Below are 20,031 nucleotides of genomic sequence, written 5' to 3'. Positions count from 1 at the left end.
AAAAGATGGTACGAATTGGACAAGGATTTGATGTTCATCAATTAGTTGAAGGACGTAAATTGATTATTGGCGGTGTAGAATTACCGTTTGAAAAAGGGTTGCTGGGGCACTCAGATGCGGATGTTTTACTACATGCCATCACAGATGCTTTACTAGGAGCGGCTGGACATGGCGATATTGGACACTTGTTTCCCGATACAGATCCTGCATTTAAAGATGCTGACTCAATAACATTACTATCAGAGGCAAATCAAAAAATATTGGCGGATGGCTTTACTATTGGCAATATTGATTGTACAATTTTAGCTGAACAACCAAAGATGAAACCCTATTTAGAACAAATGAAAAAAAACATCGCCAAGGCCTGTCAAATTGACACAAACCAAATCAATTTGAAAGCAACAACGATGGAGCAAATGGGTTTTATTGGTCAAGAAGAAGGTATGGGAGCGATCGCGGTCGCTTTACTCGATAAATAGAAAGAGGAATGCACAATGACAAAGGTACGTGTACGTTATGCACCAAGTCCAACTGGACACTTGCATATTGGAAATGCAAGAACAGCTTTATTTAATTACTTATTTGCTCGTCACAATGATGGCGAATTTATTATCCGTATCGAAGACACAGATCAAAAAAGAAACATCGAAGACGGTGAAAAAAGCCAATTGGAAAACTTAGCATGGCTAGGGATGGACTGGGATGAATCTCCGGAAAAACAAGGGGAGTACGGTCCATATCGTCAATCAGAACGTGGCGAGATTTATCAACCTCTAATCGATCAATTACTAGTAAGCAATCGTGCATACAAATGTTATTGTACAGAAGAAGAGTTGGAAGCTGAAAGAGAAGCACAACGTTCTCGTAGTGAAATGCCTCATTATTCAGGAAAATGTGCAGAATTGACACCATCTGAACAAGCTGAAAAAGAAGCGCAAGGACTTAAATCAGTTATTCGTTTCCGCGTACCAAGAAATACTTCTTATACATTTGAAGATATGGTCAAAGGTGAAATTGTTTTTGAATCAGATAATATCGGTGGTGATTTCGTTATTCAAAAACGTGACGGTATGCCGACTTATAACTTTGCGGTAGCAGTAGATGATCATATGATGAAAATCACTCATGTTTTACGTGGGGATGACCACATTGCCAATACGCCAAAACAATTGATGATTTATGAAGCATTTGGTTGGAAAGCACCTGCGTTTGGTCATATGACGTTGATCATTAATGCTGAAACAGGTAAAAAATTAAGCAAACGCGATGAATCGATCTTACAATTCATCGAACAATATCGTGAACTAGGTTATTTACCAGAAGCAATGTTCAATTTTACTGCTTTACTAGGCTGGTCACCAGTGGGAGAAGATGAGATCTTCTCCCAAGAAGAATTGATTAAAATTTTTGATCCAGAACGTCTAAGCAAATCCCCAGCAGCTTTTGATGGGAAGAAGCTTGAATGGGTCAATAACCAATACATGAAACAATTAGATTTAGATGTTCTAACCGATATGTGTCTTCCTTATTTAATAGCGGAAGGTAAGATCGAAGCTCAACCAAGTACAGAAAAGCTAGAATGGTTGAAAAAAGTCGTTAGCTTATACCAACCACAAATGAGCTATGCAGCGGAGATCGTCGATGTCTCTGAATTGTTCTTCAATGAACATCCAGTCTTAGATGAGGCAGCAAAAGAAGTCTTAGCTGGAGAAACGGTTCCAACTGTTTTAGCCGCTTTCAAAGCTCAGTTAGAAGCAATGGACGTTGTTGATGTACCAAGTATCAAAGCAGGAATCAAGGCTGTTCAAAAAGAAACCGGTGTGAAAGGTAAAAATCTATTCATGCCGATTCGTGTAGCTGTTTCAGGACAGATGCATGGTCCTGAATTAGGCGATACAATCGAACTTTTAGGAAAAGAAAAAGCTTTAGATCATTTAAATAACGTTTTATAATAGAAATATGTAGAGAAGAAGAAGTAAAAAAGCGTGTGTCTTTAGAGAGACTGTGGGTGGTGAAAACAGTTGTCAGCACTTTTTGAAATGCATCTTTGAATAGTTTCAGCGATACGTAGCTGAAAACGGCCAACAACCGTTATCTGTTTTGAGGCAGGGAAACCTGTGAAGAAAAGTGGAACCACGCGTAAGCGTCTTTTAAACGAAGTTATTTCGTTTAAAAGACGCTTTTTTATTTTATTATTCAGCTATGCTCTACTTTTAAGTTTAAAACGAAAGGAGAATAACTATGGGGTGGTTACAAAAAGCTGTAAAAGCGGTCAAAACCAATGATCCAGCAGCGCGTTCGACAGCAGAAGCATTACTTACATACCCTGGTGTACATGCATTGTTTTGGCATCGCTTTTCACATTTTCTTTATCGCCATCGCTTGTTTTTGCTAGCCAAAATTCATGCACAATTTTGGCGTTTTCTAACCGGGATCGAGATCCATCCAGGAGCCAAAATCGCTTCAGGAGTTTTTATCGACCACGGAATGGGGATTGTGATCGGGCAAACGGCGGAAATTGAGGAAGATGTCGTTTTATTTCATGGAGTAACATTAGGTGGAACAGGTAAAGATACAGGGAAACGCCACCCAACAGTTAAAAAAGGGGCAATGATCCATGCACATGCACAAATTCTAGGGCCGGTCACAATCGGCAAACGAGCTAAAATCGGTGCAGCAGCAGTTGTTTTAACAGATATCCCAGACGATGCGACCGCTGTAGGGATTCCAGCAAAAGTGGTCAGAATCAAAGGAGAGAAATTGGAGGAAGCGTATGATTCAAATTTATAATACATTAACGAGAGAAAAAGAAGTTTTTCAACCGATAGAAGCAGGGAAAGTTCGCATGTATGTCTGCGGACCGACTGTGTATAATTATATCCACATCGGCAATGCCCGCAGCTCGATGGCATTTGATACAATCAGACGTTACTTAGAATATCGCGGCTATGAAGTAAACTATGTATCAAATTTTACAGATGTTGATGACAAGATCATTCGAGCAGCGAAAGACTTAGGTATCACGGCACCAGAAGTGGCTGAACGCTTTATCCATGCATTTGAAGAAGACACGAATGTGCTAAATGTAATGCCAGCGACCAGTCATCCTCGCGTAATGGATCATATGCCGGATATCCTGACCTTTATTCAAGCACTAATCGATAAAGACTATGCCTACGAATCACAAGGAGACGTATATTATCGAACACGTAAATTTGAAGGGTATGGCAAACTGAGTCACCAATCGATCGACGAATTAGAAATCGGCGCGAGTCAGCGTACCGGTGTAGAAAAAGCACTGAAAGAAGATCCCTTAGATTTTGCCTTATGGAAAAGCGCAAAAGCAGACGAAATTTCTTGGGACTCTCCTTGGGGAGCTGGGCGTCCGGGTTGGCATATCGAGTGTTCTGTTATGGCAACCAAACATTTAGGTGATACAATTGATATCCATGGTGGCGGACAAGATTTAGAATTTCCTCATCATGAAAATGAAATTGCGCAAAGTGAAGCGAAAACGGGACAAACATTTGCGAATTATTGGATGCATAATGGCTTTGTCACGATTGGTGAAGACGATGAAAAGATGAGTAAATCATTAGGAAACTTTGTAACGGTCCATGAACTAGTGAAACAAGTTGATCCGCAAGTATTACGGTTCTTCATGACAACCACCCAATATCGTCGTCCGATTCGTTATAGTGAAACAACGATGAAAGAAGCGGGAGTCAATTTACAAAAATTGAAAAATGCATTTGAAAACTTGTCTTTTAGAAAGTCTGATGCATTAGCAGAGCTTGACGAGGATCACCAAAAATTACAAGAACTAATCGAATTTGAGACACGTTTCACGACAGAAATGGATGATGATTTTAACACGGCTAATGGCATTACTGTCGTGTATGAATTAGCTAAGTGGTTGAATCAATACAGCGAGCAAGCAAAGGTTTCAATGGGCGTTACAGAAAAGGCGTTGGAGCAATTTACACAGTGGGTAAGTATTTTCGGTATTTTCTTCTTATCAGACGAATTGTTGGATGATGACATTGATCAATTACTCCTAGAACGCAATCAGGCACGTAAAAATCGTGATTTTGCCCGTAGTGATGAAATTCGTGATTTATTGAAAGATAAAGGAATAACCTTGGAAGACACAGCTCAAGGAACTAGATGGAGAAGAAGTGAATGAGAGATTATACACAATTAAATGGTTTGGCTTTAGCTTACGTGGGAGATGCAATCTATGAAATCTATATACGCGATTACTTAGTGGAACAAGGTCAAACAAAGCCCAATACGCTGCATCGTATGGCTACACATTATGTTTCAGCAAAAGCGCAGGCATTTCTAATTCAAGCTTTGATTGAAGAGAAACGACTTACTGAAGATGAAGAACTAATGTACAAACGTGGACGTAACGCTAAAAGCCATACCTCTGCAAAAAATGCAGATATTACTACTTATCGAATTGCAACAGGTTTTGAGTCCTTGATGGGGTATTTACACTTAACGAAACAAACAGAACGCTTGGAAGAATTGATCGATTGGTGTATAAAAAAAGTAGGTGAAAAAAATGAAAAATGACAAAAAACATCCTTTTAAAGGCGAGAAGCCACAAAGAAATCAACCGTTTAAAAAAGAACCAATCAAAAGAGAACGAGAAGTTTCACAAGAAGAAATCGAAGATAACTTTGTTTTTGGCAATCATGCGACGATCGAGGCTATTCAACAAGGACGTGGCAATAAATTATTTTTGCAAGAAGATAGCAAAAGTGAAAAGGTCGAACACTTAAAACAATTAGCCAAAGAAAATGCAGTCCCTGTTAAATGGGTTCCAAAACAAAAGTTAGACACAATGACTAATCATGGGGTTCATCAGGGGATCGTATTAGCGATTACAGCCTATGAATATCTAACGCTAGATGAATTACTTGATCGGACAAAAGACAAGACAGAAGCCCCTTTTTTCTTGATTTTAGACAGCTTAGAAGATCCTCATAACTTTGGTTCGATCTTAAGAACAGCAGACGCTACAGGAGTGGATGGAATCATCATTCCCAAGCACCGTGCAGTTGGAATCACACCAGTTGTAACAAAAGCGTCGACTGGCGCGGTAGAGTACATTCCTGTTGCTCGTGTGACCAATTTAACGCAAAGTATTGCGACCTTGAAAGAAAATAATTTTTGGATTTTCGGAACGGATATGAAAGGGACAGATTATCGTCAGTGGAATACCCAAGGTGCGATTGCATTGATTATTGGAAATGAAGGACGCGGGATGAGCCAAGGTCTTCATAAAGAAGTAGATGAGTTATTGACAATACCAATGACAGGACACGTTCAAAGCTTAAATGCAGGTGTTGCAGCTGGTCTGCTGATGTATGAGGCTTATCGTGGGCGAAATCCTATAAAATAATTAGTTGAATGGCGAGAAAAAAGTTACTTTTTTCTCGATTTCTTATATAAAGAAGGTGGCAAAACAAAATGAAGAAACAGTTACTGATCGTTGATGGTTATAATATGATCGGCTCTTGGCCGGAACTTGTTCAATTGAAGAACCAAAATAAACTTGAAGACGCCAGAGAAGTTTTGTTGCAGCGTTTATCTAATTATGCAAAATATGAGGATCTAGAAGTAATTGTTGTTTTTGATGCACAATTAGTTCCCGGAATTCAGCAAACATATAAAAAATATCATTTAACAGTAGTTTTCACGAAAGAGGATGAAACAGCTGATAGCTATATTGAGCGAATTGCAGGAGAGAAAAATGATCGTTTGACTCAAGTGACGGTTGCAACTAGTGACTTAGCAGAACAGTGGTTGGTTTTTTCAAAAGGAGCTTTACGCGCGTCGGCTAACGAGCTGTATAAAAATGTTCAAAAAACAGAACATACGATTACTGTTCATACAAAAGATATCCATTTTCAAGACTTTCGACGAAATTCCCCTTGGAATATTGATCAATTATCAAAGTTGTCTGAAAAACTAGACGAATTGTCTAAAAAGAAAAATTAAATGTCAATTTGTTTATATTTCTATTGAGAATAGTGGTACGATTTTTCCAAGCATTTTGGTAGAATGCTTGGAAGGAGAATGTTGTCAATGAACAAATATGAAGAAATCCTAAAAGGGGACACTGTGTCATTTGATTGTTTGTATCGGAAATATCACCCAATCGTGTACAAGTTTCAAAAAAAGTATTATCTGAGAGACTTTGATCGTGAAGACTGGCTTCAAGAAGGCCGGATCATTTTTTATCGTTCTTTAGAAAAATATGATGAGGTACATAACGTTTCTATTGGGCAATTTTTTAAGTCAAATTTTGAGAATCATATTCGTAGTTTGGTTAGAAGGCAATGTGCAGTTAAGCGGACAATCGACGTCCAGTCCATCTCATTAGATCAGAAGATAGAGAATCAGGGAGAATCTTTTTTTGACTATATTGAGACAGAAGATGCTGACGTGCTAGAGCAAATGATCATCCGAGAGAAGCTGGAGCAGTTGCCGACAGTACTGTCTTCATTTGAACGAGTGACGTTTCAAGAATATATGAATGGTAAAGAATTGAAAGAGATCGCCAAAGATACGGATAGCCGAGAAATTACGGTTAGAAGTGCCTATGATCGAGCTAAAAAGAAATTGAAAGGAATTATTTATGATTAAATGAGAATTTTTAAAATTATTCACATCAAATAATTATCCATTTATCAATTATAAATAGTTGCATTTCATTTTCTGCTATGGTAAACTTGTTATTTTTATTAATATGTGATATACTGGCTCTTGAGGTGAATGCAATGCCAACAACTTTAGCGTCAATTAAAAAAGATCTAGAATGTCGTATCGGCAGCAAAATCACATTAGTTGCTCAGACCGGCAGAAAGCGCCAAACAGAACGTAATGGTATTTTGACAGAAACGTATCCATCTGTCTTCGTTGTAGATTTAGATCCAGATGAAAACTCATTTGAACGAGTTTCTTATAGTTATTCTGATGTGTTGACACGCACAGTAGAGATTGAATTTGTCAGTGAAGCAGTCTAAACATGACTGATTTTAAAAATAGAGCTAAAGCGAGAACGCTTTAGCTCTATTTTTTATACTATAATTGCACATCTATAGCAAAAAAACCTCTAACTATTCAATTTGATTACGAAAGAAACTGGTAAAGACACTAAGCAAGTTAAAAATGATACTGCTAGAGAGTATTAGATGACTGCAGAAGAAGCACTTGATTATGGACTCGTTAATAAAACTATTTAATCCGTCAAAAAGTATGAAAGCCATGAGTCCACAGTGTTGAGTGGGTTCATAATTTTTTAGTCATAACTTGAACTATAAAGCAATTTTTATCCGAATATATACTTCTCTGACAACATATGTTAGAATTTAAAAGATTGTGAAGATGGTTAGGTATTGGATTAGATAGGTGAAAAGAATGGAAATCATAGAAAAAGCGCCCGCAAAAATCAACTTGGGGTTGGATGCGCTCTATAAAAGAAAAGATGGCTATCATGAATTAGAGATGATCATGGCTAGTGTGGATTTAGCCGATCGGCTGACTTTTGAATTATTGCCGAAAGACGAAATACTAATCGAAACAGATAGCTCTTTTTTACCAGTAGATAGAAGAAATCACGTGTACCAAGCAGCAGAATTGCTGAAGAACACGTTTGGCCTTACTCAAGGAGTTAGGATTTATATAGAAAAAAGAATACCTGTTGCAGCGGGATTAGCTGGTGGTAGCAGTGATTGTGCTGCTGCATTGCGAGGTCTGAATCGTTTATGGAACCTTGGACTGTCTTTAGAAGAGCTTGCAGAATTGGGTAGTAAAATTGGTTCAGATGTTCCTTATTGTATTCATGGAGGAACAGCTTTTGTCACAGGGCGTGGTGAAAAAATAAAGTTTTTACCATCGATGCCACAGTGTTGGGTTGTCCTAGTAAAACCTAGAATGAGTGTTTCGACAAGTTCTATTTTTAGTAGTTTGTCCTTTAATAACATTCAGCACCCCGATATTCATGGGTTGAAGCAAGCGATTGAAACGGATGATTATCTATTGATGACAGAAAAAATCGGTAATGCTTTGGAAAGTGTGACGATCAAACGGCATCCTGTGATCCAGCAAATCAAAGATCGGATGATGAAATATGGGGCAGATGCAGCGTTAATGAGCGGTAGTGGTCCAACTGTATTTGCATTATGTGAAAAGAAAACGCGCGCACAACGGATTTACAATGGTTTAAAAGGTTTTTGCGATGAAGTATATATCGTGCGGACGTTAAAATAATCGAAGCAGAACATAGTAGAAACATGAATAGTAATGAAAAACCACTCAATTGAGTGGTTTTTCATTACTTATAAGACGTTTAAAATGTAGCTATTTTTCATCAGTAACATATTTCAAAGTCAGCAAAGCTCTCTGCACTAAAATATTTTTGCTGTTTTCTCTTGACGTTCTCTTTTTCATCTGTTAAATTAGTTCTTGCTAACAAATCGTAAATATTACGATTTGATCAAGGTAAATCGAAATGAGGACAAAAAGATGAGGATAAAAAACTGGAAATATAGTGTTGGATTACTATTAATGACAGTGATTTTTACACTAACTGCTTGCGGACAAACAAAAGAAACAGATAAAGCTAAAAAAAATGGTACAATCAACGTTGTGACTACGTTTTATCCAATGTACGACTTTGCTAAAAATGTGGTAGGTGATGCTGGAGAGGTTCAATTGTTGATTCCAGCAGGAACAGAACCGCATGATTATGAACCTAGTGCCAAGGACATCGCCAAGATAACAGATGCTGATGTATTTGTGTATAATAGTCATGAATTAGAAACGTGGGTCAAAGATGTTTTGGAAAATGTTGATGAGAAAAAAGTTGCTGTGGTAGAAGCGGCAGGTTCAATCGATTTAATGGAAGGCGCTGCTCATGAGGATGAAGAAGATGACCATGATGGACATGACCATAGCCATGAATTAGATCCTCACGTTTGGTTAGATCCTGTTTTAGCTAAAAAAGAAGTGGAAGCAATTCGTGATGTTTTAGTGGAGAAATATCCAGAGCAAAAAGAAACGTTTGAAAAAAATACAACCGCTTATTTAGAAAAACTGCAAGAATTAGACACAGAGTACAAAGAGGCTTTCGCGAAAGCTAAAAACAAAACCTTCGTCACCCAACATGCTGCATTTGGCTATTTAGCGAAACAATACGGATTGACACAAGAATCGATTGCTGGAATTTCACCAGATCAAGAACCTTCACCAAGCCGTTTAGCAGAATTAAAAAAATATATCGAAGAGCATAATGTATCAGTGATCTACTTTGAAACAACAGCTTCATCAAAAGTTGCTGAAACCCTGGCACGCGAAACAGGCGTTGAATTAGCAGTGCTGAATACGCTGGAAAGTGTTACCCAAAAAGAACAAGATCAAGGGGAAGATTATATTTCAGTGATGAAAACCAATCTTGAAGCCTTGAAGAAAAGTGTGAAATAAAAATAAAAATCAAGGGCAAAAGCGATCCTCGTTTTTGTCCCAGATTTTTTTAGATCAAAAAGGAGAATGGACATGCATTATCTTGAAGTCAAAGACCTCACATTCTATTACGATGATGAGCCTGTTTTAGAAGATGTGTCGTATTATGTTGATCCAGGTGAATTTGTGATTCTAACCGGTGAAAATGGCGCAGCAAAATCAACATTAATCAAAAGTACCTTGGGACTATTAAAACCAACGAAAGGCGTCATTACGATTGCCAAGGAGAATTCAGAAGGACAAAAACTTAGTATTGGTTATATTCCTCAGCAAGTAGCGTCATTTAATGCAGGGTTTCCAAGTACCGTGATCGAGTTAGTTCGCTCAGGCCGTTTTCCGCGTAATCGCTGGTTTAAGCCATTAACTAAACGAGACCATCAGCATGTGGAAAAAGCCTTGAAAGCAGTTGGTATGTGGGACATGCGCCATAAACGGATCGGTGAACTTTCTGGTGGACAGAAACAACGTATCAGTTTAGCACGTATTTTTGCGACAGACCCTGATTTATTTATTTTAGATGAACCAACAACGGGAATGGATGAAACGTCTAGAAAAGAATTTTATCGCTTGTTAAGGCATAATGCTCATGATCATGGCAAAGCGATTTTGATGATCACTCATGATCATGAAGATATCAAATCGTATGCTGATCGACAAATTCGTTTAGTTCGGAAGGAGGATTCACAATGGAGATGCTTTCATATGAGTTCATGAGAAAAGCCTTCTTGGCCGCAACCTTTATTTCGGTGATTGCACCGATGCTAGGTGTATTTCTTGTTATCAGAAGACAATCGTTGATGGCAGATACTCTTTCTCATGTATCACTCGCTGGAGTTGCTCTAGGATTTTTCTTAAATTGGAATCCAGATATCATGACGCTTGTTGTCGTGATCATAGCTGCTATTATTTTGGAATACCTACGAATGATTTATAGTACGTACTCGGAAATCTCGATTGCGATTTTGATGTCAGGCGGACTCGCTTTAGCACTGGTGTTGATGAATCTTAGCGGAGGGAATTCAGCAGCTAGTATTCAGTCCTATTTATTTGGCTCGATCGTAACGATCACTTGGCAGCAAGTAGTCATTTTAGCTGTTCTCTTTGTGATCTTAGTCGTTTTATTCCTATTATTCAAACGCCCGATGTACGTTTTGACTTTCGATGAAGATACTGCCCATGTAGATGGATTACCAATTCATTGGATGTCAATGTTGTTTAATGTGATCACAGGTGTGGCAATCGCAGTGATGATCCCGATTGCTGGAGCGTTATTGATCTCAGCGATCATGGTTTTACCAGCTGCAATCGGAATGCGAATTGGAAAAGGATTCAATACAGTTATTATTATTAGTGTCATCATGGGGTTGATCGGCATGCTAACAGGATTAACAGGTTCGTATTATTTAGAAACACCACCAAGTGCTAGCATCACTTTGATTTTTATTGGATTATTCATTCTTGTAAGTGTGGTTCGTAAAGTAGTGGTGACGATGCAACGGAATAAAAAGATAAATCAGAGATAAACAGGTATAATTTAGCTGAAGATAAGAGGAAAAACGAAAGTTTTTTCTTTTATCTTCTTTTTTGTTTCTTAAATTGCGAACTATTTTCCAATTTTGTTAAAAAATGCTCGATTTTTTTTACAAAACACCCTATAATAGGAACGATAGATAATGAGGAAGTATCATTTATTTTAGTTGTTGAAAATTAATGAATAACGAACCTATAAAAAATAAGGAACAGTGATTATTCTTGTGAATAATAAGCCTTAAAGGAAAGAGGAGAAGAAGTGACAGATTCTAAAATTCGAAGAAGTGAACGATTGATCGATATGACACAATACTTATTGGATCATCCCCATACATTGGTTTCTTTGACCTATTTTGCACAGCGCTATAAATCAGCTAAATCATCGATTAGTGAGGATTTAGCCATCATCAAAAAGACATTCAAACAGCGAGGAACAGGAATTCTTGAAACGATTCCAGGAGCTGCTGGCGGCGTTCGGTTTATTCCAGAAATTCCATATGAGGAATCAAAAGAACTGGTGAAGTCTCTATGTGAACGTTTATCAGAACAAGATCGTCTGCTGCCAGGAGGATATGTCTATCTTTCTGATTTACTGGGACAGCCGAAACTACTACGTCAAGTGGGCCTAATTATTGCTTCTAAATATTTAGATGAACAAATCGATGCCGTTATGACGGTAGCCACTAAAGGTGTACCGATCGCTCAAGCTGTGTCTTATTACTTAAATGTTCCCTTTGTAATTGTTCGCCGTGATTCAAAAATCACTGAAGGTTCAACCGTCAGTGTAAATTATGTTTCTGGATCATCTGAACGAATCGAAAAAATGGAATTATCAAAACGCAGCTTAAAACGTGGTTCAAGAGTGTTAGTCGTGGATGACTTCATGAAAGGTGGCGGAACCGTTAACGGAATGAAGAGCCTGATCGAAGAATTTGAGGCAGAGCTTGTTGGGATCACTGTGTTTGCAGAGTCTAAATTTAAAGGTCAACGTGCGATCGAAGATTATACTTCGTTACTTTATGTGGAAGACGTTGATACACGGACGAAAACGATCAATGTTGTGCCAGGGAATTATTTTGATGAATAGAATTGGAACCAGCTATCAGAAATGATGGCTGGTTTTTTGTTAAGAAAACGGTACATTTTTATTAAAGTAGCCAGTTTTATTTAACGAATCCCCTAAACAGGTGTATAGTTAATTCGTAAGCAAATTTATCCAGTTTTTCTCACACACAATGAGAAACTGAATAAATCAAATGAAAGAAGGCTAACACAATGGAAAAACAAGAAAAAATCCAAATCTTAAAAGACCTCGTCGCAATCAAATCAGTCAATGGCAACGAAAAAAAAGTCGCTGAGTATTTAAGCAAACTATTCAAAAAACATGGCATCGACTCAAGCTTTTTAGAATACGACAAAGACCGTGACAATCTAATTGTTGAGATCGGCAATAAAAATAGCGAAAAAGTCTTAGCCTTTTCAGGGCATATGGATGTGGTTTCAGCAGGAAATGTTTCTGACTGGACCTCTGATCCGTTCAAACCTGAAATTCGTGATGGTAAAATGTACGGTCGTGGCACTTGTGATATGAAGAGCGGGTTAGCTGCGATGGCAATTGCTATGATCGAATTGAAAGAAGAAAAAGCAGAATTTAATGGACGTTTGCGTTTAATCGCTACAGTGGGTGAAGAAGTCGGTGAATTAGGGGCAGAACAATTAACCAAAGAAGGCTATGTTGATGATGTGACCTCAATGGTGATCGGTGAGCCGTCAGGTTATGCTGGGATCGTTTATGCTCATAAGGGCTCGATCAATTTCAAAGTAGCGTCTCTTGGAAAAAATGCCCACAGCTCAATGCCCCAACTCGGTGTAAATGCAATCGATCATTTGAACGACTTTTATTCTAGAGCCAATCAATTATTTCGCAGTGAAATCCATACAGATGAAGTCTTAGGCGATTTTATCTATAATGTAACGATGATTTCCGGCGGGGAACAAATCAACAGTATTCCAAGTGAAGCGAGTCTTCAAGGGAATATCAGAACGATCCCTGGTTATGATAATGAGCTGGTCATCAAAAAAATGAACGAACTGATCGATGAGCTGAACCAAAAAGAGACGTATCATTTAACCTTGAGTATTGAAGCGAATAAAATTTCAGTGAAAAGTGAAAAAGATTCTGATATCGCGAAAATCGCTCAACAAGTAGCGAAAAAACAAGTCAACGTCGATATTCCAATGGTTGGTATTTCAGGTACAACCGATGCAGCTGAATTTACAAAAGGGAAGAAAGTATTTCCTGTGATCATTTTTGGTCCAGGTAATGAAACACCTCATCAAGTAGATGAATATGTGGATGTGGATAACTATTTGGAAATGGTGGCTATTTATAAAGAAATGGCAACGACCTATTTAGATTAAATCTAATCAGAAAATTAGAAGAGAAGAAGCCTGAAAGTGCCTATCTGTGTGTTTCGCAGATAGGCACTTTTTTTATGAAAAATTAGGTAACGAAAACATTGAACTAATTGAAAATATTAAGGGGTATTTGGATTTTGAAATGTTTCTTTAATTATAGAATAAAAAGTAAGCTAATCATAGACGACCATTTTTGGGATAGATTTATTTTATAAAAAATTTATCCTTTAAATTGGAAATGTAGTGTCAAAATGTTTTTGAAAAGAAGGAAAGTAAACAATACTCTATATTGGAGTTTAGCGGAGAATTATAGAGAAGGAACCAAAGTCAAACAACGTGTGATTCTCAATTTAGGAACTACAGATCGAGTAATTCAAAAATTATCTGAAAATAATCAGTATGGTCATTTTTTAACTAAAGTAGCAAGTGAAGCAATGAAAACAGTAGAAAGTGTTACTGAACTGTGGGATCAAGTTTTTAATGAAAATTGTTTATTAGACATGAGAACGATTCCAGATCATACTATAGATATGATTTTTTGTGATTTATCCTATGCAACCACAAATAACCATTGGGACAGTTTAATTCCTCTTGAACCTCTTTGGAAAGAGTATAAACGAATCATAAAGGACAATGGGGCAATCGTTCTTACAGCTCAAACACCTTTTGATAAAATCCTTGCTAACAGTAATTTAGATATGTTGAGGTATGAATGGATTTGGGAAAAAACAACTGCTACTGGATATTTAAACGCAAAAAAATGCCAATGAAGGCACATGAAAATGTTCTTGTTTTTTATAAAAAGCTACCTACTTACAATCCTCAAAAAAACAACAGGACATAAGCCAGTAAATAGCTATACTAAGCACCAAAATGATAGTAGTAACTACGGTAAAACCAAAGTAGGCATTTCTGGTGGTGGTTCTACAGAACGATACCCACGTAGCGTTTTAACGTTTGCTACTGACAAACAAAAATTAGCAATACACCCAACGCAAAAGCCTGAATCACTTGTTGATTATTTTATAAAGACATATTCTAACGAAGGCGATTTGATACTTGATAATGCTTGGAGTAGTGGAAAAACTGGAGTTTTATGTAAAAAATAATAGACTTTTTTTGGATTTGAAAAGGACAAAGATATTTACTTATCTTCGTTAGAACGATTGAACAGCGTGTAAATTCTGAGTATAGGCAAAAGTGAGCTCATGTAGTTGCTTTAGGATAGGTCTCTTTTAATAAAGAATAAGTGTAAAAGAACACCTGTGCAAAAAAATAGTCTTCGGAAAGTTTAGAGTTGTTAAATGTATATCACAATCAATCCTAACAAGTATTTCATTCTTTTTAAAATAAATGTTTACAAGAATACGTTTTCATTGTATAATTCAATTATCAAATAATAGAAATTGGGTTACATTATGAAAAAGAAATTATTGTTTAGTGTTTTGTTGGGTATTTCGTTGACAGTGCTTGCGTTTCCAACGTCAGCAAAAGCAGAAGAAGTAGAGACATTAGTTGAAAGTGGAACAGTGGTTCAAGTTGAAGAAAATGAGAACGCACTTCAAGCTATGCCTAGAGGTGGATATATTGCAAAAAATCATAGACAAACTAATTACAGAGTAACTTCTGGATGGTATTATTGGTATACACAAACTATTGGTGCATTAGGGGCTAGCAGGACATATCATATTTATCATAGAAATGTTTCTTATACAGCTCAATACGATTTGTATGATCAGTATTCTGGGCGCTTCATTAGAACAGTCTCTCAAAATGTAAACTCTGCAGAGGAACAATGGCGATTAGTTTATTAGAAATGAGGAGAACAGTATGGCTAAAACTAGTAAAGGTTATATCTTTGGCATTAATTTAGCTATTGTTATTTACTATTTTTTACCCAGAACTAAAATATCAACACACTCACAACTATGGAACATGTTTTTCGATTTCAGAGGTATCTGTGTACTTTTGATTACGATATTAATGTTGCTAATTACTTTTCAAAAATCACATTCTGGTAAGTGGAAAAATGTTAATCTTAGCAGGATGGTCACGGGTTCGTATATTTTATATTTTCTAGCGACATTCTTTTATCTGATGATTGTCGAATTGATCTAATTAGTAAATTTAAAGGAAGTTGATATAACTCAACTTCTTTTTTATTTGTTCAAGTATAAAAAAATGCAACTCTGACTGAAGCACGTTGAGTAAGATTTTCTTAATTGGGTGATCCCCAAAAATATTCGTTTTCGAGACATGTATTTTCTAATTTGAATCAAAAACAAGGATTGTCACATTAAAAGATAAATTACGCAGTTTTTAAACGTTATTTTGCACCAATAAAACAAACTTCCAACCTAGAACAACTAAGTAAGAAGTATATTTATTCGATTCATATTACTAATCTTGTTATTTTTAAGAAATTTGTATGATAATTTGAGTGAATTTTATCTCTACAAATGATGAAAATAATGAATTTTTTAATATTTTTTTAAACATTATGAAGGTCATTTAACCTATTTTTTATTTCAATCATATTCTCAGGGATTTGACTAGATTCAATTGAGTCGTAAATAGAACAAGTCCCTAAATCGCTGGCTGTTTCATAATACCAACATTTGTATTTGACTACATTTAGAACATCTTGTAACTCATTAATTTGTTTTTCGATTTTTTTCTGTCTCTCCTTAAACATTGTCAGTCGCTCGTTAATTGTAGAATCACCTTCCATAGTCCAATCTACAAAGGATTTTATATCTTTAATAGACATTCCAGTACTTTTTAAGCATTGAATAATATGGATGAATTCTAAATCAGCTGGCTTAAACATTCTTGTACCTATTTTATTAGAACTACGTTCTACAAAATCGAATAGTCCTTCTTTTGCGTAATATCGTAGAGTGTACGGTGTCAAACCAGTTTTTTTTGAAATATCATTAATTGTTAGGTACATTCTTATCCTCCTAAATTTTAAAAAACTTGACTGATAGTTGACTATTAAGTGTAAACTTAATATAAAGTTGGCGAAGAAATTTGTCAATAACTAATTCAAATTGAGTACTGAAAAATTGTATATATATTAATTTGACTGTTGCGCTTAATATATGTAAAAAACAAGGAGGAATTTTAATGATTTAAAAAAAATAGAGTTTTCATTGTAATTGAAGTTAAAGACGGAATTGCGAGGAAAGCGGTCTAATTATTAACTAAAGAAGGAACTAGCTGTACTTTAGTTGATAGAAATAAAAAAATGAAGGTCAGATTTAGGAGATTTAGATTATAAAGTAATTGCTATCCAATGTGATGTTTCTTATGAAAACTACCTTCAAGCAATTGCAGTTAGTATAGGCTATACAAGTTCAAGAGGAATGGTTACTATGTATTTGAATTAAGTAAAAATATTAGTTAATATATTAAAGTTGAAAGGAAAAGAATTCCGAATAATTTAGCGTTTATGTGTATTCGGTAGTTCAAGGTACTATTAATATGAAATCTACAATTTTTGAAAAAGCTGGTCTAGTAACAGTTCAAGAAGTGGACAAACCACATTTACAAGCTGAAGATGATGTTATTATCAAAGTTGTCCGTGCGTGTGTTTGTGGCTCTGATTTATGGTCATATTCTCATGGTGACAACAAAGAAGCACACTCAATCAACGATGGACACGAAGCTCTTGGGATAGTTGAAGAGATTGGTTCTGCCATCACTTCTGTAAAACCTGGAGATTTTGTTATTGTGCCATTTACTCACGGCTGTGGTGAATGTGAGGCTTGCCGCGCAGGGTTTGACGGTACATGTGATCGTCATCAAGGTTTTACTAACTGGTCTAATGGTTTCCAATCGGAATATATACGATTCCATTATGCAAATTGGGCTTTGATCAAAATTCCTGGTCAACCATCAGATTATACAGAAGGTATGATTAAGTCGCTATTAACTTTAGCAGATGTGATGCCGACAGGATATCATGCAGCGCGTTGTGCTAATGTTAAAAAAGGTGATAAAGTTGTTGTTATCGGTGATGGTGCGGTAGGTCAGTGTGCTGTGATTGCTGCGAAAATGCGTGGTGCTTCTCAAATTGTTCTTATGAGCCGACACAAAGATCGCCAGAACATGGCACTCGATTCAGGAGCTACTTCTGTCATAGCCGAACGTGGTAAAGAAGGAATTAACAAAGTCCGTGAGATTCTTGGTGGTGGTGCAGATGCTGCTCTTGAATGCGTGGGAACAGAATCTGCTATTGAACAAGCCATTGGAGTTCTTCGCAATGGGGGTAGAATTGGTTATGTAGGAGTACCACATTACAATAATCGACCACTGGGTTCAACATTCGCACAAAATATTTCAATAGCTGGTGGTTCTGCGTCTGTAACGACGTATAACAAACAATTTCTTTTAAAAGAAGTTTTAGATGGCAATATCAATCCTGGTCGTGTTTTCACACAAATGTATAACTTAGATAACATTAATCAAGCCTATCAAGACATGCAAGACCGTAAAACAATTAAATCAATGGTTGTTGTATCTAAATAAGATTACAAGTTTTACAAAAGCAACTAAATTGGATGAATCTTCAACACAATGACATATTAATTCTCTAAAGAGCTTGGACGTAAGTCCCATGAACCTTATAATAGAAGACTGAAAATCGTAAAAAATGATTTTCAGTCTTCTATTTTTAGATTATTGGGAGAGTCCTTCTTATTTTCTGGCTTACTTAGCCTATATTTCCTTAAATTTCCTGCCATTAACGTGAAACCAATTTTATTGTGTGTCTGCTGTTTTCCTCGAACAGAGAAACGAGTGAAGCCTAAACAAGCTTTCAAATGTCCGAAAGCAGGTTCAACGTCAATTTTTCGTTGGCGATAGAGTATACCCGTGTTTTCTTCTGAAAGCAGCTGTTGAATCGTTGCTTTAAAGTATTCCCAGTTCATGTTCTATTGAATCTCACGATTCTTGTCACTCTTCGCTTTTATACATTGGCTTCGAAGAGGACAATTCGAGCAGTCTTCACATTCATACCGTTTTAAATACCGTTTAAATCCATATTTATCTGCACGAATAGAATAATTTCTAAAACTCATTTTCCGTCCGTTTAGACAAAGAAACGCATCCTCTAATTCTTGGTACAACCAGTTTGCGGGAAGAAACGGATTTTGTTTAAACTTTTTCTTTTGTTCTTTATGATACATAGCATAAGTAATGAGTGGTGTTCGCTCGTGATCCTCTAAAACCGCTTGATAGTTTTCTTCACATCCGTAGCCAGCATCTGCGACAATATAGTTTGGCAGTTCAAAGAAACGCTCTTTTAAAGTGGTCAAAAAAGAGCGCAATGTCCGTGTATCTGTTGGATTTGAGAAAAGGTCGTAACCTAAAATGTACTGGCTATTTGTGGCGATTTGAAGATTATAGCCTGCTTTCAATTGACCGTTTTTCATGTGATCATCTCTAGAGTAACTGTTTCGTTGCCCTAAAATCCGTCTATGTTTTTGATAAGCGAGTTTTTGCTCTTTAAAGTACTGGAAAAGTTTCATTACAACAAATGCGATGAGATTTCCAGAGGTTCAAGCTTTTTGGAAAACCTGTTAAAAGCTGAATAACTATTTAGTGCTATTTTGTATGGATGATGAAGATTTAATTGCCTCTTGTTTAAAAGCAAATCCTCGAGGATCAGTTTGTATTTTGAATTTAGAAACAAAGCATGTACTCCTGTTGAAAGGAATATTTACTCAAGTGAAAGTGACTAAAGTGCAATCAAAAGATTACTATGTAGAGTATGAAGAAATGAGACAAAGAATCAACCCAATGCTGTTTGAAATTCAGACGTTAACAAAAGAAGAACTAATGATTTACTAATTTGATGCTTAAAAAGAAAGGTTCTTTCTAAAGAGCTTTTCTTTTTATTACTGGCTATACCAAAAACAGTTGTTTTTGGGACAGAATATTTTTAGCTTTATTAAACAGTGAACACAAATGTGTTTACCCGCGTTTATGTTCATGATATACTTTAAGTATACTAATGAAGAAAGAGGTGTCTAAATATGGCAACTATTACTGTTCGTGTTTCCGATGAGGAAAAGAAATTTTTTGATGAAATGGCAAAATTTGAAGGCAAAAGTTTATCAGATTTGTTAAGAACGTCTACTTTAGAAAGTTTAGAAGATAGCTATGATGCACATATTGGAGATCTTGCTTATGAAGAATACTTAAAAACTAGAGAAAGTAATCCTTTAGCAAATCTCTTGAAAAAGTATGAGGTAGATTAATTGCCAAACTATAAAGTAGAAACTACACCAAAATTTGACAGACAATTAGCAAAGCTGGATAAGTTTACTGCAAGAATGATACTGAAATGGTTATCTAAAAATATAGATAATACTAATAACCCAAAAAAATTTGGAAAATCACTTGTTGGAAATCACAACGGAAAGTGGCGATACAGAATTGGTGACTATCGAGTGATTTGTAAAATAGAAGAAAATGAATTAATTGTTCTTGCATTAGAAGTGGGTCATAGAAGAAAGATATACTAATTTTCAGATTAAT

23 protein-coding genes, 1 pseudogene and 1 other annotated feature are annotated in these 20,031 nt (G+C 36.3%); of the genes and pseudogenes, 22 read left to right on the top strand and 2 right to left on the bottom strand.

What is annotated here, in order from left to right:
• The first annotated feature begins 5 nt into the window (after window positions 1-5).
• The 18 genes from ispF (at window position 6) to IGJ50_RS15810 (ending at window position 15,299) form a co-directional block, all read left to right on the top strand.
• Window positions 6-479, top strand: coding sequence for a 2-C-methyl-D-erythritol 2,4-cyclodiphosphate synthase (gene ispF / locus IGJ50_RS15895; RefSeq protein ID WP_429951390.1), 474 nt, complete (start codon window positions 6-8; stop codon window positions 477-479).
• A 15-nt stretch (window positions 480-494) separates the two neighbouring features.
• Window positions 495-1,952, top strand: a complete 1,458-nt coding sequence (gltX, locus tag IGJ50_RS15890; RefSeq protein ID WP_429951388.1) for a glutamate--tRNA ligase — start codon at window positions 495-497, stop codon at window positions 1,950-1,952.
• 1 nt (window position 1,953) lies between these two features.
• Window positions 1,954-2,154: a binding site (T-box leader), on the top strand.
• Window positions 2,155-2,241: 87 nt separating this feature from the next.
• Window positions 2,242-2,790, top strand: coding sequence for a serine O-acetyltransferase EpsC (gene epsC, locus IGJ50_RS15885; protein WP_069639502.1), 549 nt, complete (start codon window positions 2,242-2,244; stop codon window positions 2,788-2,790).
• Window positions 2,774-4,186 (top strand): cysteine--tRNA ligase, encoded by a 1,413-nt coding sequence (gene cysS, locus IGJ50_RS15880; RefSeq protein WP_429951385.1) that lies wholly within the window; start codon window positions 2,774-2,776, stop codon window positions 4,184-4,186. The genes epsC and cysS overlap by 17 nt, the downstream gene beginning before the upstream one ends.
• Window positions 4,183-4,581 (top strand): Mini-ribonuclease 3, encoded by a 399-nt coding sequence (locus IGJ50_RS15875; RefSeq protein ID WP_069639504.1) that lies wholly within the window; start codon window positions 4,183-4,185, stop codon window positions 4,579-4,581. Before cysS ends, IGJ50_RS15875 begins: the two co-directional genes overlap by 4 nt.
• Complete coding sequence (rlmB, locus tag IGJ50_RS15870) at window positions 4,571-5,413, top strand: 23S rRNA (guanosine(2251)-2'-O)-methyltransferase RlmB (protein WP_429951383.1); 843 nt, start codon at window positions 4,571-4,573, stop codon at window positions 5,411-5,413. Before IGJ50_RS15875 ends, rlmB begins: the two co-directional genes overlap by 11 nt.
• A gap of 68 nt (window positions 5,414-5,481) precedes the next feature.
• Entirely contained in the window at window positions 5,482-6,012 is a 531-nt protein-coding gene (locus tag IGJ50_RS15865; RefSeq protein WP_429951381.1) for an NYN domain-containing protein, read from the top strand.
• 87 nt (window positions 6,013-6,099) lie between these two features.
• The gene (locus tag IGJ50_RS15860; RefSeq protein ID WP_069639507.1) at window positions 6,100-6,660 is read left to right on the top strand and encodes a sigma-70 family RNA polymerase sigma factor; all 561 of its coding nucleotides are present in this window, start codon (window positions 6,100-6,102) and stop codon (window positions 6,658-6,660) included.
• A 134-nt stretch (window positions 6,661-6,794) separates the two neighbouring features.
• Window positions 6,795-7,040 (top strand): Veg family protein, encoded by a 246-nt coding sequence (locus tag IGJ50_RS15855; RefSeq protein WP_010761984.1) that lies wholly within the window; start codon window positions 6,795-6,797, stop codon window positions 7,038-7,040.
• 394 nt (window positions 7,041-7,434) lie between these two features.
• Window positions 7,435-8,286, top strand: a complete 852-nt coding sequence (ispE, locus tag IGJ50_RS15850) for a 4-(cytidine 5'-diphospho)-2-C-methyl-D-erythritol kinase (protein WP_069639508.1) — start codon at window positions 7,435-7,437, stop codon at window positions 8,284-8,286.
• Between the two features lie 255 nt (window positions 8,287-8,541).
• Complete coding sequence (locus tag IGJ50_RS15845; RefSeq protein ID WP_069639509.1) at window positions 8,542-9,498, top strand: metal ABC transporter substrate-binding protein; 957 nt, start codon at window positions 8,542-8,544, stop codon at window positions 9,496-9,498.
• 72 nt (window positions 9,499-9,570) lie between these two features.
• A complete protein-coding gene (locus IGJ50_RS15840) occupies window positions 9,571-10,251 on the top strand; it encodes a metal ABC transporter ATP-binding protein (RefSeq protein ID WP_069639510.1) in 681 nt (226 codons plus the stop codon).
• Window positions 10,224-11,060: a metal ABC transporter permease gene (locus tag IGJ50_RS15835; RefSeq protein ID WP_429951377.1), complete on the top strand. Its 837-nt coding sequence runs from the start codon at window positions 10,224-10,226 to the stop codon at window positions 11,058-11,060. The genes IGJ50_RS15840 and IGJ50_RS15835 overlap by 28 nt, the downstream gene beginning before the upstream one ends.
• 266 nt (window positions 11,061-11,326) lie before the next feature.
• Complete coding sequence (purR, locus tag IGJ50_RS15830; protein WP_083244324.1) at window positions 11,327-12,154, top strand: pur operon repressor; 828 nt, start codon at window positions 11,327-11,329, stop codon at window positions 12,152-12,154.
• Between the two features lie 188 nt (window positions 12,155-12,342).
• Window positions 12,343-13,488, top strand: coding sequence for an ArgE/DapE family deacylase (locus IGJ50_RS15825; protein ID WP_429951375.1), 1,146 nt, complete (start codon window positions 12,343-12,345; stop codon window positions 13,486-13,488).
• 248 nt (window positions 13,489-13,736) lie between these two features.
• Window positions 13,737-14,255 carry a hypothetical protein gene (locus IGJ50_RS15820; RefSeq protein ID WP_429951373.1) on the top strand — a complete coding sequence of 173 codons (519 nt, stop codon included), beginning with the start codon at window positions 13,737-13,739 and terminating at the stop codon, window positions 14,253-14,255.
• A gap of 12 nt (window positions 14,256-14,267) precedes the next feature.
• A complete protein-coding gene (locus IGJ50_RS15815) occupies window positions 14,268-14,594 on the top strand; it encodes a DNA methyltransferase (RefSeq protein ID WP_429951371.1) in 327 nt (108 codons plus the stop codon).
• Between the two features lie 309 nt (window positions 14,595-14,903).
• Window positions 14,904-15,299 carry a hypothetical protein gene (locus IGJ50_RS15810; RefSeq protein WP_429951369.1) on the top strand — a complete coding sequence of 132 codons (396 nt, stop codon included), beginning with the start codon at window positions 14,904-14,906 and terminating at the stop codon, window positions 15,297-15,299.
• 677 nt (window positions 15,300-15,976) lie between these two features.
• Here IGJ50_RS15810 and IGJ50_RS15805 read toward each other — a convergent pair.
• A complete protein-coding gene (locus IGJ50_RS15805; RefSeq protein WP_429951367.1) occupies window positions 15,977-16,438 on the bottom strand; it encodes a MerR family transcriptional regulator in 462 nt (153 codons plus the stop codon).
• A 533-nt stretch (window positions 16,439-16,971) separates the two neighbouring features.
• Here IGJ50_RS15805 and IGJ50_RS15800 point away from each other — a divergent pair.
• On the top strand, window positions 16,972-18,018 hold the full coding sequence (locus tag IGJ50_RS15800; RefSeq protein WP_429951365.1) for an alcohol dehydrogenase catalytic domain-containing protein: 1,047 nt from the start codon (window positions 16,972-16,974) through the stop codon (window positions 18,016-18,018).
• A 131-nt stretch (window positions 18,019-18,149) separates the two neighbouring features.
• Here the strand turns inward: IGJ50_RS15800 and IGJ50_RS15795 are convergent.
• A pseudogene (locus tag IGJ50_RS15795) lies at window positions 18,150-19,019 on the bottom strand (transposase); the annotation flags it as partial.
• Window positions 19,020-19,104: 85 nt separating this feature from the next.
• On the opposite strand from IGJ50_RS15795, the gene IGJ50_RS15790 reads away from it, so the two are divergent.
• The 3 genes from IGJ50_RS15790 to IGJ50_RS15780 all read left to right on the top strand — a co-directional run bounded on the left by IGJ50_RS15790 (window position 19,105) and on the right by IGJ50_RS15780 (window position 20,018).
• Window positions 19,105-19,341 (top strand): hypothetical protein, encoded by a 237-nt coding sequence (locus tag IGJ50_RS15790; RefSeq protein ID WP_429951363.1) that lies wholly within the window; start codon window positions 19,105-19,107, stop codon window positions 19,339-19,341.
• Between the two features lie 185 nt (window positions 19,342-19,526).
• A complete protein-coding gene (gene relB / locus IGJ50_RS15785) occupies window positions 19,527-19,751 on the top strand; it encodes a type II toxin-antitoxin system RelB family antitoxin (RefSeq protein ID WP_429951361.1) in 225 nt (74 codons plus the stop codon).
• Entirely contained in the window at window positions 19,752-20,018 is a 267-nt protein-coding gene (locus tag IGJ50_RS15780; protein ID WP_429951359.1) for a type II toxin-antitoxin system RelE family toxin, read from the top strand.
• Window positions 20,019-20,031 lie beyond the last annotated feature (13 nt).

Origin of the sequence: Enterococcus sp. AZ101, assembly GCF_050499005.1 — a bacterium.
GTDB lineage: Bacteria > Bacillota > Bacilli > Lactobacillales > Enterococcaceae > Enterococcus_L > Enterococcus_L ureilyticus.
Note: the sequence above shows the minus strand (reverse complement) of the source record. Positions and strands in the feature narration are given on the sequence as shown.

Bases quoted from the DNA above. Each gene is read 5' to 3' on its own strand.
- relB (WP_429951361.1), top strand. From the start codon at position 19,527: ATGGCAACTATTACTGTTCGTGTTTCCGATGAGGAAAAGAAATTTTTT.
- epsC (WP_069639502.1), top strand. From the start codon at position 2,242: ATGGGGTGGTTACAAAAAGCTGTAAAAGCGGTCAAAACCAATGATCCA.
- rlmB (WP_429951383.1), top strand. From the start codon at position 4,571: ATGAAAAATGACAAAAAACATCCTTTTAAAGGCGAGAAGCCACAAAGA.
- IGJ50_RS15800 (WP_429951365.1), top strand. From the start codon at position 16,972: ATGAAATCTACAATTTTTGAAAAAGCTGGTCTAGTAACAGTTCAAGAA.
- IGJ50_RS15855 (WP_010761984.1), top strand. From the start codon at position 6,795: ATGCCAACAACTTTAGCGTCAATTAAAAAAGATCTAGAATGTCGTATC.
- IGJ50_RS15820 (WP_429951373.1), top strand. From the start codon at position 13,737: ATGTTTTTGAAAAGAAGGAAAGTAAACAATACTCTATATTGGAGTTTA.
- IGJ50_RS15835 (WP_429951377.1), top strand. From the start codon at position 10,224: ATGGAGATGCTTTCATATGAGTTCATGAGAAAAGCCTTCTTGGCCGCA.
- cysS (WP_429951385.1), top strand. From the start codon at position 2,774: ATGATTCAAATTTATAATACATTAACGAGAGAAAAAGAAGTTTTTCAA.
- IGJ50_RS15845 (WP_069639509.1), top strand. From the start codon at position 8,542: ATGAGGATAAAAAACTGGAAATATAGTGTTGGATTACTATTAATGACA.
- IGJ50_RS15840 (WP_069639510.1), top strand. From the start codon at position 9,571: ATGCATTATCTTGAAGTCAAAGACCTCACATTCTATTACGATGATGAG.
- IGJ50_RS15810 (WP_429951369.1), top strand. From the start codon at position 14,904: ATGAAAAAGAAATTATTGTTTAGTGTTTTGTTGGGTATTTCGTTGACA.
- IGJ50_RS15865 (WP_429951381.1), top strand. From the start codon at position 5,482: ATGAAGAAACAGTTACTGATCGTTGATGGTTATAATATGATCGGCTCT.
- ispE (WP_069639508.1), top strand. From the start codon at position 7,435: ATGGAAATCATAGAAAAAGCGCCCGCAAAAATCAACTTGGGGTTGGAT.
- IGJ50_RS15815 (WP_429951371.1), top strand. From the start codon at position 14,268: ATGTTCTTGTTTTTTATAAAAAGCTACCTACTTACAATCCTCAAAAAA.
- gltX (WP_429951388.1), top strand. From the start codon at position 495: ATGACAAAGGTACGTGTACGTTATGCACCAAGTCCAACTGGACACTTG.
- IGJ50_RS15860 (WP_069639507.1), top strand. From the start codon at position 6,100: ATGAACAAATATGAAGAAATCCTAAAAGGGGACACTGTGTCATTTGAT.
- IGJ50_RS15825 (WP_429951375.1), top strand. From the start codon at position 12,343: ATGGAAAAACAAGAAAAAATCCAAATCTTAAAAGACCTCGTCGCAATC.
- IGJ50_RS15805 (WP_429951367.1), bottom strand. From the start codon at position 16,438: ATGTACCTAACAATTAATGATATTTCAAAAAAAACTGGTTTGACACCG.
- ispF (WP_429951390.1), top strand. From the start codon at position 6: ATGGTACGAATTGGACAAGGATTTGATGTTCATCAATTAGTTGAAGGA.
- IGJ50_RS15790 (WP_429951363.1), top strand. From the start codon at position 19,105: ATGGATGATGAAGATTTAATTGCCTCTTGTTTAAAAGCAAATCCTCGA.
- IGJ50_RS15875 (WP_069639504.1), top strand. From the start codon at position 4,183: ATGAGAGATTATACACAATTAAATGGTTTGGCTTTAGCTTACGTGGGA.